This is a genomic window from Komagataeibacter sp. NFXK3 (assembly GCF_054182245.1).
Window position 1 is genome coordinate 40,580 of sequence record NZ_JAPIVJ010000003.1, and the last position, 14,977, is coordinate 55,556.

Annotated in this window: 12 protein-coding genes; 7 read left to right on the forward strand and 5 right to left on the reverse strand. The window is 62.7% G+C overall.

What is annotated here, in order from left to right; translation table 11 throughout:
• Positions 1-4: 4 nt before the first annotated feature.
• From OQZ28_RS04415 to OQZ28_RS04430, 4 genes are read left to right on the forward strand one after another with little or no spacing between them, the layout of a single operon-like run.
• Positions 5-1,444 (forward strand): M81 family metallopeptidase, encoded by a 1,440-nt coding sequence (locus OQZ28_RS04415; protein WP_458135273.1) that lies wholly within the window; start codon positions 5-7, stop codon positions 1,442-1,444.
• A 3-nt stretch (positions 1,445-1,447) separates the two neighbouring features.
• Positions 1,448-2,482 carry an ABC transporter ATP-binding protein gene (locus tag OQZ28_RS04420; RefSeq protein ID WP_458135274.1) on the forward strand — a complete coding sequence of 345 codons (1,035 nt, stop codon included), beginning with the start codon at positions 1,448-1,450 and terminating at the stop codon, positions 2,480-2,482.
• On the forward strand, positions 2,479-3,468 hold the full coding sequence (locus tag OQZ28_RS04425) for an ABC transporter ATP-binding protein (RefSeq protein WP_458135275.1): 990 nt from the start codon (positions 2,479-2,481) through the stop codon (positions 3,466-3,468). Before OQZ28_RS04420 ends, OQZ28_RS04425 begins: the two co-directional genes overlap by 4 nt.
• On the forward strand, positions 3,455-4,180 hold the full coding sequence (locus OQZ28_RS04430; protein WP_458135276.1) for a copper homeostasis protein CutC: 726 nt from the start codon (positions 3,455-3,457) through the stop codon (positions 4,178-4,180). The genes OQZ28_RS04425 and OQZ28_RS04430 overlap by 14 nt, the downstream gene beginning before the upstream one ends.
• 39 nt (positions 4,181-4,219) lie before the next feature.
• Here the strand turns inward: OQZ28_RS04430 and OQZ28_RS04435 are convergent, their stop codons facing one another.
• From OQZ28_RS04435 to OQZ28_RS04450, 4 genes are read right to left on the reverse strand one after another with little or no spacing between them, the layout of a single operon-like run.
• Complete coding sequence (locus OQZ28_RS04435; RefSeq protein ID WP_458135277.1) at positions 4,220-5,344, reverse strand: anhydro-N-acetylmuramic acid kinase; 1,125 nt, start codon at positions 5,342-5,344, stop codon at positions 4,220-4,222.
• Positions 5,341-6,096, reverse strand: a complete 756-nt coding sequence (locus OQZ28_RS04440; RefSeq protein ID WP_458135278.1) for a GntR family transcriptional regulator — start codon at positions 6,094-6,096, stop codon at positions 5,341-5,343. Before OQZ28_RS04440 ends, OQZ28_RS04435 begins: the two co-directional genes overlap by 4 nt.
• Before the next feature lies 1 nt (position 6,097).
• Entirely contained in the window at positions 6,098-7,027 is a 930-nt protein-coding gene (locus tag OQZ28_RS04445; protein ID WP_458135279.1) for an N-acetylmuramic acid 6-phosphate etherase, read from the reverse strand.
• A 39-nt stretch (positions 7,028-7,066) separates the two neighbouring features.
• On the reverse strand, positions 7,067-8,251 hold the full coding sequence (locus tag OQZ28_RS04450) for a serine hydrolase domain-containing protein (RefSeq protein WP_458135280.1): 1,185 nt from the start codon (positions 8,249-8,251) through the stop codon (positions 7,067-7,069).
• A 284-nt stretch (positions 8,252-8,535) separates the two neighbouring features.
• On the opposite strand from OQZ28_RS04450, the gene OQZ28_RS04455 reads away from it, so the two are divergent.
• A complete protein-coding gene (locus tag OQZ28_RS04455; protein ID WP_458135281.1) occupies positions 8,536-9,999 on the forward strand; it encodes a sodium:solute symporter in 1,464 nt (487 codons plus the stop codon).
• A 221-nt stretch (positions 10,000-10,220) separates the two neighbouring features.
• Positions 10,221-12,431, forward strand: coding sequence for a family 20 glycosylhydrolase (locus OQZ28_RS04460; RefSeq protein ID WP_458135282.1), 2,211 nt, complete (start codon positions 10,221-10,223; stop codon positions 12,429-12,431).
• 237 nt (positions 12,432-12,668) lie between these two features.
• Here OQZ28_RS04460 and OQZ28_RS04465 read toward each other — a convergent pair whose 3' ends face one another.
• Positions 12,669-13,898 (reverse strand): ROK family protein, encoded by a 1,230-nt coding sequence (locus tag OQZ28_RS04465; RefSeq protein WP_458135283.1) that lies wholly within the window; start codon positions 13,896-13,898, stop codon positions 12,669-12,671.
• 94 nt (positions 13,899-13,992) lie between these two features.
• Here OQZ28_RS04465 and OQZ28_RS04470 point away from each other — a divergent pair, with 94 nt between their 5' ends.
• Positions 13,993-14,883, forward strand: a complete 891-nt coding sequence (locus OQZ28_RS04470) for an ROK family protein (protein ID WP_458135284.1) — start codon at positions 13,993-13,995, stop codon at positions 14,881-14,883.
• The last annotated feature ends 94 nt before the right edge of the window (positions 14,884-14,977 follow it).

The following is a 14,977-nucleotide window of genomic DNA, read 5'->3' on the forward strand; positions in this document are numbered from 1 at the left end:
GGATATGCGTATTGCCGTAGGTGGCATTCATATCGAATGCAGTACTTATAATCCGGTGCCGACCCGGATGGAGGATTTCCGGGTCCTGCGGGGTGAAGCCCTGCTACAGGCGCCCTATTTTGCGTTCCTGTCCGACTATCCGGCGCAGTTCATCCCGACCCTGCATGCCCGCGCCATTCCCGGCGGCCCTGTCACGGCGGAAACCTATCGCGCATTGCGTGATGCGTTCCTTGACCGGCTGCGCGCGGCGGGGCCGCTTGATGGCGTGTATCTGTCCATGCATGGCGCGATGTATGTGCAGGGCATGGAAGACGCCGAAGGCGACTGGATCTGCGCCACCCGCGCCGTCGTGGGGGAGGATGTGCCCATTTCCGTCAGCTATGACCTGCATGGCAACGTGACGCAGCGCATCATCGATGCCATCGACATGTTTTCGACCTATCGCACCGCACCGCATATCGATGTGGAGGAAACGATGCGCCGGGCGGTTACGATGCTGGTGCGCTGCCTGACGCAGGGCATACGGCCCCATGTCGTGTGGGCGCCGGTGCCGGTCGTGCTGCCCGGGGAGAAGACCAGCACCGAGGACGAACCTGCACGCAGCCTGTATGCCCGCCTGCCGGAAGTGGACCGGCGCGCGGGGATCTGGGATGCCTCGCTCATGGTGGGGTATGTATGGGCGGACGAGCCGCGCGCGACCGCGGCTGCGGTCATGACGGGAACGGATGCGGCGGCATTGCACGCGGCGGCGGTGGAAATGGCCACGGCTTACTGGGAGGCACGCACGCAGTTCCGGTTCGGCTGCTGGACTGGCAGTATCGGACAAACGCTTGAGCGGGCGCTGCAGGCTACGGGCAGGCCCGTGATCGTTGCGGATTCAGGCGATAATCCGACAGGTGGTGGCGTTGGGGACAGGATCGACGTGCTGCGCGCGCTGATCGAACGTGGCGCACAGGATGTGATCGTGGCGGGCATCGCCGACCCGCAGGCAACCCGCGCGGCCTGTGCCGCCGGCGTGGGCGCACGGGTCACGCTGCCGGTGGGCGGTGCGCTTGATGCGGCGGATACGACCCCGATCAGCGTAACGGGAGAGGTCCGGTTCATCCTTGATGATCCGCACGAGCGCGAACGCCAGGCGGTTATCGACGTGGGGGGAATTCATGTCGTCGTGGCCGCGCGGCGCAGGCCCTACCATAACATTGCCGATTTCACGGTGCTGGGGCTTGATCCGCACCGGGCGCGGATGGTGGTGGTGAAGTCCGGCTACCTTTCCCCACAGCTCGCCCCGATCGCCAGTCCCGCGCTGATGGCGCTTTCTCCCGGGGCGGTGGACCAGCACGTGACCCGGCTGGCGCGGGTGCACAAGGCGCGGCCGACCTTTCCGTTCGACACGGCCTTTACATGGTCGCCGCGCGTCTGTCCCTCGGCACGAAAAGGGCGCTGACAGATGGCAGCGTCATGTCCTGCCCTTGTGGTCGAAGGGCTGCACATCCATTTCCATACGCGGCGTGGCGTCGTGCATGCGGTGGATGACGTGACGTTCGATATCGCCCCCGGTGAGATCGTGGCGCTGGTAGGCGAATCAGGTTCGGGCAAAAGCGTGACCAGCCTGTCGATCATGGGGCTTTTGCCGCGTATTGGCCATATTGCTGGCGGGCGGCTTGTGTTCCAGCCTGCAGGCCATGCCCCCGTTGACCTTGCAACCGCACCGGAGAAGGTACTGCGCAAGATACGCGGCGGCGGGATCGGAATGATCTTCCAGGAGCCCATGACCTCGCTCAACCCTGCCATGACGGTGGGCGAACAGATTGCCGAGGCCCTGGTCCTGCACCATCAGGCAGACAGGCGGGCTGCCCTGACGCGAGCGGCCGACCTGCTGGCGGCGGTGGGGATTGCCAGGCCGCGGGAGCGGGTGGGCAGTTATCCGCACCAGATGTCGGGCGGCATGCGCCAGCGCGTCATGATTGCCATCGCCATTGCCTGCCGTCCCGCGCTGCTGATTGCCGATGAGCCGACCACGGCCCTTGATGTCACGACACAGGCGCAGATACTCGAAATCCTGCAGCGGCTGCGTCGTGATACCGGCATGGCGATCCTGTTCATCACGCACAACCTGTCGCTGGTGGAGGCATTCGCTGACCGCATCATGGTCATGTATGCCGGGCAGGTGGTCGAATGCGGGAACGCGCGCGATGTGATGACGGCCCCACGCCACCCCTATACCAAGGCATTGCTGGACTGTCTGCCGGTCCGCCATCTTGGCAGGCCGGGGGATGGCGCACCGCCCGAACTGCCCACGATACCGGGCCATCCGCCAGATCTGGCCCATCGCCCGGCGGGCTGCGCTTATGCCATGCGGTGCGACAGGACGCATGACGCCTGCCGCACCGGACATCCCGACCTGCAGATGGCCGATGCCGCGCACGGCCATGCCACCCGCTGCATCGCCTGGCGCGAGATGAGCGTGGCGGCGGGAGCATGAGTGCTTCCCCCTTGCTGTCGGTTCGTGATCTGGGGGTGACATTCCATGCGCCACGCACCCTGCTGGGCCGCCGCGCCAGAAATGTTCAGGCACTGGACAAGGTATCGTTCGATATCTATGCGGGCGAGATAGTCGGAATCCTTGGTGAATCCGGCTCCGGCAAGACTACGGTCGGGCGGTGCATGGTCCGCCTGCAACGGCCTACGACAGGGCATGTCAGTTTTGAGGGACGCGACATTCAGGCCCTGTCAGGGGCGGATCCGGGGTGGTACTGCCGCCAGGTGCAGATGATTTTCCAGGACCCCGCCGCCAGCCTGAACCCGCGGCTGCGGGTGCGCGACATCGTGGCGGAGGGACTGGATATCCACCGCATCGGCACGCGTGAAAGCCGCCGCGAGGCCGTCATCGACCTGCTGGCCTCGGTCGGCCTTGGCGCGGATGCGCTGATGCGGTTCGCGCATGAGTTTTCCGGCGGGCAGCGCCAGCGCATCGGCATTGCCCGGGCACTGGCGGTTGGCCCACGGCTGATCGTGGCCGATGAGCCTGTCTCGGCGCTGGATGTTTCGGTGCAGGCGAAAGTCATCAACCTGCTGCGTGGCCTGCGCGAACGGCTGGGCCTGGCGATGGCGTTCATCTCGCACGACCTGCCTGCGGTCATGTTCCTGTGTGACCGTGTCGTCATCATGTATCTGGGCCGTGTGATGGAAATTGCCCCGACAGGGGCGTTCCGCACGCAGCCCTTTCACCCGTATTCACGCACCCTGCTGGCCCTGGCTCCAGGGCTGCGGCACGGCGGGGAAGGGCGTATTCCCCCAACGCCTGACCATGCCACGGCAGCGCCGGACCTGCACCACGGGTGCGCGTTCCGTAACCGCTGCCCCCACGCCATGGCGGCATGCGCCACCGTGGTGCCCCCCTTGCAGCAGGTCATGCCCCAGCGGTGGGTTGCCTGCCTGAGACCGGAGATATTTCATGACGCGTGTTGAAATCTGCGTGGAAACCCCGCAGGGCATTGCCGCGGCCAATGCGGCCGGCGCTGACCGGATTGAATTGTGCGCCTCGCTTGGCGTCGGGGGGCTTACGCCGAGTGCCGGGCTGATGCGTTGCGCAGCACGGGGCCATGTGCCGACCCTGGCCATGATCCGCCCCCGTGCCGGGTCGTTCATATTCGACGGTGATGAGGCTGCCGTCATGATCGATGACATACATGCCGCACGGGAAGCGGGGCTGAAAGGGGTGGTGCTGGGCGCGATCACGCCTGATGGGCATCTTGATCGTGATCTCCTGCTGCGCCTGTCCGGTCAGTGCGCGGGCATGGAGCGGACCCTGCACCGCGTGTTCGATCTGGTGCGTGACCCGGCCGAGGCGCTGGAGTTTGCAATAGAGGCAGGGTTTACCCGCATTCTTACCTCGGGGCAGTGCCCCACCGCAGTGCAGGGGCAGGCGTGTCTGGCGCGCCTGAACGCACAGGCGGCGGGCCGTATTGTCATTCTGGCAGGCAGTGGCGTGAATGCGGGCAATGCTGGTGCGCTGATCCGGGCAACAGGCGTGAGCGAAGTCCATGCCTCCTGCCGGCGGAGCGTGCAGCTTGCGGCGGATGATGCCGGGTTTGGCTTTGGTCCGATGCCGGGCCTGACCGATCCTGATGCCATCCGTGCCCTTGTGGCCGCTGCACGCGGGGCGCAGAGTAGGGCATAGACCCTGTGCTGGTCGCCCCCGTTGGTCGATGGGGGCGGTTTACGCTGCGCCGGTTTTGCGTATCCATGCGGGCATGGGCATCAGGCCCGCACAGGTCAGGCGACCGCCAGTCAGGTTATCCGGCCCGCCCGTAATGTTGGGTGCGGAGATCGGCAGGCCGCGCACGCTGCGTGCGGCGAGGAAACCGAAACATTGCGCCTCCAGCGCATCCCCGTTCCATCCAAGGCGGTCCACGGGTTCGACCGGCGCCCCGAGTGCCGCCTGCATTGCGCGCATGAGCACGGGATTATGCCGCCCGCCACCACACACATACCAGTGCGCCGGGCGCGCGGGCAGGGGGGTGCGGCGAATGGCTTCGACGGTAAAGGCGGCCAGTGTTGCCGCGCCATCCGCTGGCGTGCAGCCTGATACCCGGTCGAGTGCCGTGGCAAATGCCTGCCGGTCCAGTGATTTCGGGGCAGGGCGGGCAAAATAGGGGTCGGCCAGCAGATCTTCCAGAAGTGTTCGGTTGACCGTGCCCATCGCCGCCAGTTTCCCGTCCACGTCACATGCCGTGCCGGTATGGCGCAGGGCCCAGTCATCGAGCAGGGCATTGCCCGGCCCGGTATCACAGGCATGGATCGTGCCATCCGCATCAACCAGCGTGATATTCGCGACCCCCCCGATATTCAGCACCGCGACCGGTCCGGGCGCACCGTGCAACAGGGCAGCGTGGAACCATGGCACCAGCGGCGCGCCTTCGCCACCGGCTGCGACATCGGCACTGCGGAAATCATGGATGACAGCAAGCCCCGTTGCGCGTGACAGGTACTGCGCATCCCCGATCTGCCATGTGTGGTGGCGGGCAGGGGCATGGAGGATGGTCTGGCCATGGAAACCGATCAGATCGACATCGGGCACAAGCGCCTGCAACTGCCGGGTCGCGTCAACATGGTAGCGGGTTATCTCGTGTTCTACGGCCTTCAGTTCCGGGCTGTCGGGGGGGAGGGCAGTGGCCTCGTCGAGAATTTTTCGGGCACGGTGGCGTAGTGCGGCCGGGTAGGGCAGGCTCAGATCCGGCCCCAATCCTTCAATCCGCTCGCCATCGGTGCGGATGACAGCAGCATCCACCCCGTCGAGTGACGTGCCGCTCATCAGGCCAATGACAGTGAACATATGTTTCATTCCTGCAGTCCGGCAGCCCTGAGTTCCACCACGAAGTCATAAAGGTCGGCACGATAGGATGAGAATGTGACTTCAAGCACCCGGCCATCAGGCAGAAAGGAGCGTCTTTCGATATCCAGTATGGCGCTCGGGGTATCGAGATGCAGCAGTTCGGCCTCATGAACGAAAGCCAGGCGCGAACGGATGCGTTGCAGCGCCCTGACCGGCAGAAGGTCATGGTCCCTGAGGGCCGCGTAAAAAGAGTTGCCCACACTGTCGGGGTCATCCAGGTACTGTGTTGAAATAACGGCTGTTTCTACCGCCATGGGCTGGCCATTGGCCGTGCGGATCCGTTTGAGGCGCATGACACGGGCCGTAGGCGCTATGCCAAGCGCCATGGCCTCGTCGGGGCTTGTGCGCGCCACATGCTTGTCCAGCCATATCGAGCCGGGCTCATGGCCGCGCGCGCGCATATCTTCCGAAAAACTCTGGAGGATGGAGAGCGGCTGTTCGATCCGGCCCGACACGAACGTGCCCGCCCCCGGCTTCTGGCTCAGGATGCCCGCGCCGACCAGTTCCTCGAATGCCTTGCGGATGGTCACGCGCGATACCCCGATCCGCTCTGCCAGTTCGCGCTCGGGGGGCATGGCATCGCCGCGCCTGAGCGCGCCGGTGGCAATGAGGTCACGCAACCGGTCGCCTACCTGCAGGTAAAGGGGCTTTCTGTCATGCGGGCTGGGGGTTAGGGCCGTAAAAAGCTGTTCGGGTGTCATGTTACCCTTTTTGGGGCGTATGAACCTGCCCAAGGATCGAACGCAGGTTGCCATCATGCGCCACAAGCAGCGCTTCGATCCGGTCGGCGGGAATGCCGGAACAGATCATGACCGCGCGTTTGACATTGAACCGCGTGGCCTCGAGCGCGCTCAGGGCCTGCTGCTCGCTGCTGCCGCTCAGGTTACGGACCATGCGGCAGGCGCGCTGGCGCAGCTTGGCGTTGACCACCCGCATATCCACCATCTGCCCACGATAGGCATGGCCCATGCGGATCATGAGCGTGGTGGAAATCAGATTGAGGGTTGCTTTCTGCGCCGTACCCGCCTTGAGCCGGGTGGAGCCGGAAATGACTTCCGGCCCGGTCACCACGGCAATGCCCAGCTCCGCAACATCCATGAGCCTGCCGCTCCGATTGCACGCGATGCCAATGCTCAGGCTGCCTGCGCCGCGCGCGGCCGCAAGCGCAGCGCAGGTATAGGGGGTAGAACCGCTTGCGGCGATGCCCAGCACCACGTCATCAGGGCCGGGATGGTGGGCAAGGATGTCTGTCCGCGCCACGTCTTCGCGGTCTTCAGCCCCTTCCGCCGCCTGATAGACGGCATCATGCCCACCTGCCAGCAACAGCACGAGCCGTTCTGGCGCCCAGCCGAAGGTGGGGAGCAGTTCCACCCCGTCCTGCATGCCGATCCGCCCCGATGTGCCCGCGCCGACATAGAACAGCCGCCCCCCCGCCAGCAGGCGCGGCAGGGCGGCGTTGACGGCGCGCTCGAGCTCCGGTGTCGCGGCCCGCACGGCGGCAATGGCGCTCATCTGTGATTCCACCAGCGCATCCAGCACGGACGCAACGGGCCAGACATCTACATCCGCATAACGTGGGTCCTGCCCTTCCGTCGCGATGGGCAACACGGGCGCACTGCTGTGTGGGGTCATGTACCATAAACTCCGGGAGAGAAGGGGGAATGAAGGGGGTCAGCCCTGCGGCCCGATGAGGGCAAGGGCCGCGGCGGTGGCCACATCGTGGCGCAGGCGCACGACATTGCCATGGCCCGCGGGGTGCAGGCGGCTTGTCAGGATCAGGACATAGCTGTCACTGTCGGGGTCAAGCCACAGCGACGTGCCGGTAAAGCCGGTATGCCCGAAGGAGCCTACGGGAAACCTGTCTCCCCGGACGGAGGAATAATGCGTGGCAATATCCCATCCCAGTCCGCGCAGGTCGGATTTGCCCCCCGGCTGCTGCGCGGTTGACATGAGCATGAGGGTCCGGGGTTGCAGCGGGTAGGCCGACGGCCTGCCTGCACGCCGGTCGAGCAGCGCCTGCGCATAGAGGCACATGTCATCCGCATTGGAAAACAGGCCCGCATGCCCGGCCACGCCCCCCATGCGCCGGGCGGAGGGATCATGCACCTGCCCGCGCAGCATATGACCGTTTTCATCCGGCTGGGTGGGGGCAATGCGTGGCCGCCATGCTTCCGGCGGCAGGAAACATGACTGGCGCATGCCCAGCGGGGTCAGGATGAAACGCGTGGCGTAGGCATCAAGCGTCATGCCCGAGAGTTTTTCAACCAGGAAACCCAGCGTGATGAAATTGATGTCGCTATAGATAAAGCCACTGCCGGGCGGCTGTGATGGCGCGACCCCCATGGCCAGGTGAAATGCGGCCTCGCGCCCCTGCCATGGCTGCGCGAGATCCAGGTCGGGCGGCAGGCCGGAATAATGGGTCAGCAGATGCCGGATGGTAATGGCGGATTTACCGGCCGCCGCGAATTGCGGCAGATAACGCGAGACAGGATCATCAAGCCCGAACAGCCCCTGTTCCCACAACTGCATGACGCAGGGCGCGGTTATGACCGGCTTGGTCAGGGATGCCATGTCGAATGCCGTATCCCATGTCATGGCTTCGGGCCTGGGGGTGACGCTGCGCCTGCCATATACGGCCCTGTGCACGACCTGCTGGTTATGGCCGATGGCGCAGACAACCCCCGGCGCTTCGCCCTGTGTCACGGCCTGCCGCAGCCTGCGGTCCACGTCGCGCATGTCGGGGCGGGCATTGCGGGCGCCGCGCGCATGGGGCGCGCAGGCCGCAAGGGTTGCGGCACCGGCCAGCATCAGGACATGGCGGCGCTTCAGCCGGGGGGCGGCCGGGAAAACATGCATGTGCTAAAGAGTCCGTTAAAAGACGGCATGCCAGATGCCTGATACAGGAATAATACCATTCTCCCCTTGCAATGACAACGATCCGTTTGATCCAGGCCAGCATGGCGGTGCGTGCGGGGGAGGGTAAATGGAAAATATCTTTTTAATTCAATGAAAAACAATTTCATATCGCAGCTTCTGGTTGCGTTAACATGGAATTATGTTTCGATATCGGATAGTTTTCTGGCTTTCATATGGTATTGATTCGGTCATATGATCTGCCTTTCTGACATGATGGAACCGGTATGTCCGCAATTGATATCGCGATTATCTGCATCTATTGCCTGACCCTGCCGTTCATCGCATTCGCCCTGTCGGGGCGGCAGGATTCGGTTTCCACCTATGTAGGCGGCGGCCACAACCTGCCATGGTGGGTTATCTGCCTGTCACTTGTCGCAACGGAAACCTCGACCCTTACCATCATCAGCATACCCGGCATCGCCTATGGCAGCGGCATGGTGTTCGTGGGGCTGGCGGTGGGGTATGTCATTGGCCGCGCGCTTGTTGCATGGCTGTTCCTGCCCCGTTATTTTTCCGGGCAGGTCAGCAGTGTCTACCAGTATCTGGGCCACCGGTTCGGGCCGGTGATGGAGCGTAGCGTATCCGCCACGTTTCTGGTCATGCGCGTGCTGGCGGAAGGGATCAGGCTGTTTGCGGGCATGCTGCCGGTCGCGGCCATCCTGGCATCCATGCACTTTCCCCTGCCGCAATGGGTGATCATGCTGGCCATCGTGGGGCTCACGCTGTTTTACACGATGTTTGGCGGCCTGCGGGCCGTGGTGTGGTCCGATGCCATACAGCTTGCTGTCTATGTAGCGGGAACGGCGGCCTGCATGGGGCTGCTGTACCATCATGCGACAGGCATGCAGATCCATGCGCTGCGGCACTCCAACAGGTTTCACCTGTTCCACAAATCCCCCCACTTTTTCCTTGATCCCTATACGCCCTGCGCGGCCATGATCGGGGGGGCGATCATGGCCATGGCATCGCATGGCACGGACCAGCTGATGGTCCAGCGCGTTCTGGCCGCCCGCAATCTGACGGATGCCAGAAAGGCGTTGATCGGCAGTGGATTCATGGTCGGGTGCCTGTTTGCCATGCTGTCGCTCGTGGGGATGCTGCTCTGGGCGCGCAACGATGAAAAACCGCTGGCTGCAATGGGCTTGCAGACATCGGATGCGCTGTTCCCCGCCTTTATCGTGCATGATCTGCCGCAGGGGCTTGCCGGGTTGCTGATTGCTGGCCTGCTGAGTGCGACCATGGGTTCCCTGTCCGCCACGCTCAATTCCATGACCAGCGCGGCATTACTGGATTTTGTCACGCCCTGCCGGGCACTGGCACGCCAAATCGGCCTGTCGGCGCTGGCATTTGCCCGCCTGGTGACCCTGCTGTGGGCTGTGGTGCTTGTTCTTGCCGCGCTGGCATTCGCCCATGGGCATGGCCCTGCGGTTGTATTCGGGCTGTCGGTGGCGTCGTGTTCATACGGGGCGATGCTGGGGGCCTTTGTGTTTGCCATGTTCAGCAGGCACGCGCGCACGCGGGAGGTCCTGCCTGCTTTCGTCATGACGGTCGTTGCGGTCTGTGGCATCATGATGTTCTGGCACCCTTATGGTGCGCCCATCGCCTTTACATGGCTGGTTCCGCTGGGTGTCATCGTGATGTTCATCTGTGGCCTGGGTTTGAGGGCCATTGGAAAACTCCGGCAATAATGGCGCTTTCCGCCTATTCCGTCTCTTTGTTTTCTGTTCTGTTTCAAATGGCTGCCCGGAACATGCAGCCGGGTCTCCCTGTTTTTTCAGGTTATTGAAAGAACATTGGCCGTTTATTTTTATTTCCGAACAAAACAGGGCATGCCAGAGAAAGGAATATCAGTTTTTACAATCCGGTATTCCCTGGTGGATGGATGCCAACCCTGAAAGAATTGAGCCCCATGGTTTCGATTGCGCATCGTGCTTCCCGTCTTGTTAGGAAATCATGCCCCGTGCTTGGTGTTCTGCTGGCATGTGCCACGCCTGCCATTGCCGGTACGTCCGCCCTTCCGCTGATGCCGCAGCCGCAGTCGGTGACAGTCATGGACCCCGCAACCCGGAGTATTGCAGGCGGCATCCGCATTGACTGGGTGCACGCGCCTTCTCCATTGCTTCGCCGCGCCGGGCAGCGCTTTGTGGCGCGCCTGCGCAGCATGGCGGGGCAGGAGACCGGAGGCGCCCCGCTGATACTGCATATCACGACCGGGTATGATCCCGCTTACCTGAGTGTTGACGAGAAGGAGGGATATACCCTTTCAACATCCGCAGCGGACGGGATTCACCTCACGGCTTTGGGGCCAGCAGGGGTTCTGCACGGTCTGGCAACGCTGCTGCAGCTTGTCGCGCTTACGCCGCAGGGCCCGGTGATCCCGCATGTCGACATACACGATTCCCCCCGCTTTGCCTGGCGGGGGCTCATGATTGATGTGTCGCGGCATTTCATGTCGGTTGATACCATCGAGCGGCAGCTTGATGCGATGGAACTGACCAAGCTGAACGTGCTGCACTGGCACCTGAGTGACGGTACGGGGTTCAGGGTGGAAAGCAGGCGTTTCCCGCGCCTGCAGGAAGTGGGTGGCCACAACCAGTATTATACGCAGGCACAGGTGCGCGGCATCGTGGCTTACGCTGCTGACCGCGGGATCCGTATCGTGCCGGAATTCGATGTGCCGGGTCATACGCTTTCCATCCTGCAGGCCTATCCGGACCTTGCGGCACAGCCCGTGCCCACGGAACAGGAAATTCACCCCGTCTGCTCGATTACGGTAGATACGCAAAAGACCCAGACAAGCTGTAACAGGGTCTATAACCAGAACAACCCCGCCCTTGACCCGACCCAGCCGCAGACACTGCGTTTTGCAACCGCGCTCTATGCCGAAATGGGGCGTCTTTTCCCCGACCGTTATTTCCATTCGGGCGGCGATGAAGTCGCGCCACAGCAGTGGATGAACAATCCCGCCATTACCCGGTATATGAAGGTGCATGGCTATCGTGATGCGCCAGCGCTCCAGGCCGCCTTTACGGCGCAGGTTGAGCAGGCGCTGGCCCGGCAGGGAAAGATCATGATGGGGTGGGATGAAGTCAGCGAGGCCCCTATCCCGCGCGATGTGGTGGTTGAGGCATGGCGTGGATCAAAATGGATTGGCTCCGCCACCAGGGCGGGTCATCCGGTTGTGGTTTCATCAGGGTATTATCTGGACCTCCTCAATCCATCCGCAACGCATTATCAGGTTGATCCCCTTGATCCCAAGGCGGTCGGCCTGTCCCCCGCCGAGGTTGAAAAGGCCCGTGCAAAGCAGGGGTCAATGATCGATGCCTTTGCTCTGGACCCCAACGCGCCAGCCCTTGACGCAGCGCAGAGCCGGCTGGTTCTTGGCGGGGAAGCGCCATTGTGGAGCGAGATCGTCTCGGATGAGATGGTCGATGCGCGGCTGTGGCCACGTTCCGCCGCTATTGCCGAGCGGTTCTGGTCGGATGCATCCGTGCGTGACGTAGCGGATATGGAACGCCGCCTGCCGGTGGTGCTGCATGAACTGAACATGATGGGATTACAGTCGGAAAACCATCAGAACGACATGATCGCCCGCCTGGCGCCGCAGAACACCACGCCCCTGAAAGTCCTGACATCCGTCACCAGCCCGGTCAGGAACTATGCGATGAACCGCCTTGCCGCGCATGGCGGGGACGCCATGCTGACCGCCCCGGCCGCGATCGCCAGCCCCGACAGCTTTGATGCCATGAAATTCAACGCGCTGGCAGAACGCTACATAAAGGGTGACCGCGCACGCGCATCCGATCTGCTGGCGATGCTGAGAACATACAGGGCCAATGATGCCGCCTATGCGCAGATTGCGACCACACCCGCGCTGCAGGAGGCAGGACCAACATCGCAACAACTGGCACAACTGGCGCAAGTCGGGCTTGAAGCCATGAAAAAGAGAAGTCATGGCCATCACTGGCATAAACGGGTCAATGCCATTCTGGCCAGCCAGGATGCGGCTTTTGCAGCATGCGCAGATGCAGTGGCGGCCCATACCATGCCCTTGCCAGCGTCAGGTCTGCTGATTGACATCCTGCCCGGCCTGCACATGCTGGTCGATCATGCCCATTAACCTCATCGGGATAGCAGGCACCCTATGCGCCGGGTGACAGGCGCGCACGCCTGAACCGCAGGAAGCCGGGCCCCGCTACCGGCGGGGCCTGGCGACGTATGTGCCTGAACATGAAGCCGATGGCCTGCACGCCTGCCGCCATGGCAGGGTGGTGCTGGCGTAATTTTATAAACCAGCAGGAACCGTGACGGGCATGCGCTCTGGCAGCCTGCCTGCCCGCAGAAGGGGCAGGGGCGTTCATTCACTGAACAGGAATTGCCTTGTGGCAATGCCCGCTGCACCAGTTGCCCAGCCGGTGCCAAGGGTTTCACGCAGGTCCAGTGTCATTTCCCAGTCAGGGCGGGGCATGATGTGGGTTTCCATGGTCTGGCGCAGGACCGCCCCGAATACCCCTTCGCGGAACGGCTGGTCCAGCAGCACGACAACCTGGCTGGGGTCAAACAGCTGCACAAGCTGTGCAACCGCCATCCCCATCGCGCCGCCTGCCGTATGAAGGATGTGGAGGGCATCCGCATTGCCCTCCCGTGCCTGGCGTTCCAGTTCCAGTGGCGTGGTTGGCAGCCCCTTCTGCTGGGCCATGGACCGTATGGCCCTGAGGGAGGAGACCGTGTCCAGGCACCCGCGCTTGCCGCAACTGCACGGGTGGTTGGTCTCGCGCCCATCTGGCCAGACGACTGTCGTATGGGAAATTTCTCCTGCCCCGCCCTGAAAGCCACGATGCAGTTTTCCATCAACGATATGCGCGCAGCCTATGCCGCCATCACCGACAATAATCATGCTGAAATCGGGGCAGTCGCGCATGATGCCGAACAGGTGCTCCCCCTGTATGAGGGCATTGGCATCATTTTCAGCAAATACCGGCACGCCGAGACGTTTTTCCAGTGGCGTGACAATATCAACATTGCGCCATTCCAGCACGACGGATCGATAGCACAGGCGCCGGTCACGCGCGACAAAGCCGGGGATGGCAATCCCCACGCCACCTAGCGGGCCCGCCCGGTCTCCTGCCTGCGCCACCAGTTCGCGGATGCCGCGTTCAATATTTTCAATGCACGTTTCAGGATCAGATGCCCGCACAAACTCTTTGTGTGCAATGATTTCACCCAGCAGATCCGTCAGCAGGATGATGCTGGGGTCGGATTGCATCGATACGCCGGCAAAACAGACCGAAACTGCATTCAGCCCCAGCAGGATGGAAGGGCGCCCCTGCCCGAAAACCAGTTCACGCTCGCACAGGATATTACGATCCAGCAGTTCGCGGGTTAAGGCGGACATGGTCGCCTTGCTCAATCCCGTGATTTCCACAAGCTGGGTTCTGCTGACGGGGCCTAACGTACTGATTGTGCGGAGTACCCGGTATTGTCCTGATGTGAACATACGCAGCCTCTTCAATCCGGTGGGGACTGTTAATTTTATTTGGTGAACAATATAAGTAAAGTTATTATGATTCCGGAACTTATTCAACATTTTAATGATCCTGCCTGGCTTTCCAGGCCAGGCATGAAGCCATATAGGGCATCAGCTGGATCATATTCGTCGCGCTTGGGCATGAGGATGGCGTATGGTAATATTATGTGCGGATGTAGGGGGCTCCTACATCGAGTTTGCGCAATCCGATGCCGGTCACAGGCTGACACACCGGCAGCGCGTGCCGACACCAACGCAGGATCTGGATCTTTTTGTTGCCGCACTGGCCAGCCTGGCGGATGGGTATGACCGCGCCATTGCGCTGCATATCGCCATTGCAGGCGTGTGCGCCCCCGTAACCGGGCGGACGCGCGCGGCCAATATTCCCTGTATTTATGATGTGCCGTTGCGGCAGGTCCTCATGCAGCGCCTGCAGCGTGATGTGCTGGTCGCCAACGATGCCCACTGTTTTGCCCTCAATGAAGCCATGCAGGGCGTGGGGCAGGGGCACGACATCGTCTTCGGGGTTATCCTTGGCACAGGGGTGGGGGGTGGCCTGATCGTTCATGGCCGGCCGGTTATCGGGCCGGGCGGCCTTGCGGGAGAGTGGGGGCACGGCCCCTTCATTACCGACAGCGCCCTGCCCGGTCGCGCCCCCATGCTGCCATGCCAGTGTGGGCAGCAGGGCTGCCTTGATACGATAGGCGGCGCGCGTGGCATTGAACGGCTGCATACCTTCCTGCATGGGGAGGAACTGGCCATCCGCCCGATCCTGACGCATTGGGAAAACGGGGAGCCCCGGGCCATCGAGACCGTAAACATATGGCTTGACCGGATGTCCGCCGGGCTGGCCATGGTGGTCAATGTAACCGGGGCTTCCATCATGCCCGTGGGGGGCGGGCTGGCCCATCAGGCCAGGCTGCTGCACGCACTGGATGAGAAAGTGCGCAGCCGGATCCTGCGACAGGATACCGCAGCGCTGGTCGTGCCGGGGGCCCTGCCGGCAGAGTCCGGGCTTGCAGGGGCTTCGTGGTTGAAATCGTAAGGGCCGTGGCACGATCCGAGCCATCATTGCGTTTAAATAATAAATCGCCATGCCGGTATTCTCATCTCCTGCACCCGGTATGGCACTTTATATA

Bases quoted from the DNA above. Each gene is read 5' to 3' on its own strand.
- OQZ28_RS04440 (WP_458135278.1), bottom strand. From the start codon at position 6,096: ATGACACCCGAACAGCTTTTTACGGCCCTAACCCCCAGCCCGCATGAC.
- OQZ28_RS04430 (WP_458135276.1), top strand. From the start codon at position 3,455: ATGACGCGTGTTGAAATCTGCGTGGAAACCCCGCAGGGCATTGCCGCG.
- OQZ28_RS04450 (WP_458135280.1), bottom strand. From the start codon at position 8,251: ATGCATGTTTTCCCGGCCGCCCCCCGGCTGAAGCGCCGCCATGTCCTG.
- OQZ28_RS04415 (WP_458135273.1), top strand. From the start codon at position 5: ATGCGTATTGCCGTAGGTGGCATTCATATCGAATGCAGTACTTATAAT.
- OQZ28_RS04470 (WP_458135284.1), top strand. From the start codon at position 13,993: ATGGTAATATTATGTGCGGATGTAGGGGGCTCCTACATCGAGTTTGCG.
- OQZ28_RS04425 (WP_458135275.1), top strand. From the start codon at position 2,479: ATGAGTGCTTCCCCCTTGCTGTCGGTTCGTGATCTGGGGGTGACATTC.
- OQZ28_RS04420 (WP_458135274.1), top strand. From the start codon at position 1,448: ATGGCAGCGTCATGTCCTGCCCTTGTGGTCGAAGGGCTGCACATCCAT.
- OQZ28_RS04465 (WP_458135283.1), bottom strand. From the start codon at position 13,898: ATGTTGAATAAGTTCCGGAATCATAATAACTTTACTTATATTGTTCAC.
- OQZ28_RS04435 (WP_458135277.1), bottom strand. From the start codon at position 5,344: ATGAAACATATGTTCACTGTCATTGGCCTGATGAGCGGCACGTCACTC.
- OQZ28_RS04445 (WP_458135279.1), bottom strand. From the start codon at position 7,027: ATGACCCCACACAGCAGTGCGCCCGTGTTGCCCATCGCGACGGAAGGG.
- OQZ28_RS04455 (WP_458135281.1), top strand. From the start codon at position 8,536: ATGTCCGCAATTGATATCGCGATTATCTGCATCTATTGCCTGACCCTG.
- OQZ28_RS04460 (WP_458135282.1), top strand. From the start codon at position 10,221: ATGGTTTCGATTGCGCATCGTGCTTCCCGTCTTGTTAGGAAATCATGC.